At 66.4% G+C, this 720-nt stretch carries 1 pseudogene; it reads left to right on the forward strand.

The features are described from left to right. Positions 1-720: pseudogene (locus tag MOV74_RS39580) on the forward strand (autotransporter); the annotation flags it as partial.

The raw sequence follows: 720 nt of genomic DNA on the forward strand, positions 1-720 counted from the left end.
GGCACGGTCGCAGGCGTCCAGGTCAACGGCGGCACGCTCGCCCCGGGCAGCGCGGCGAGCCCGTTCGGCCCGCTGACGGTGAACGGATCGCTCATCTTCACGGCGGCCTCAACCTATCTGGTGCAGGTCTCCTCGACCAATGCCAGCCTCACCAACGTCACGGGCGCAGCCGACCTCGGCGGCGCGACGGTGAGAGTCAACTTCACCTCGGGTACGGTCAAGAAGCAGTACACGATCCTGAACGCGGCCTTCACCCTCGCCGGCACCAGCTTCAATTCGAACGTCGTCTCCAACATGCCAACGCTCAACGCGACACTGAGCTACGACACCAGCAACGTGTTCCTCAACGTCAACGTCAACTTCGCGCAGGCTGGCGGCCTCAATGTCAACCAGCAGAACGTCGCGAGCACGCTGACCAATTTCTTCAACTCGACCGGCGGCATCCCCGCGGCCTTCGCTGCGCTGGCGCCGGCGGGGCTGACGACCGCTTCGGGCGAGCTCGGCACCGGCATCATCCAGTCCGCGATCAATGCCGACGGCCAGTTCCTGAACCTGATGCTCGACCCGACCGTCATCGGCCGCAGCGGCGGTTTTGCCAAGGCAGGCAGCGTCGCGCAATTCGCCGAGAGCGATGACGCGGCCGCCTATGCGTCGATGCGTCCGGCCAACGCGCGCGAGCGCGAGGCCTATGCGATGGCGACCAAGGCGCCGCTGCTCTCG

Origin of the sequence: Bradyrhizobium sp. SHOUNA76 (assembly GCF_023006445.1) — a bacterium.
Taxonomy (GTDB): domain Bacteria; phylum Pseudomonadota; class Alphaproteobacteria; order Rhizobiales; family Xanthobacteraceae; genus Bradyrhizobium.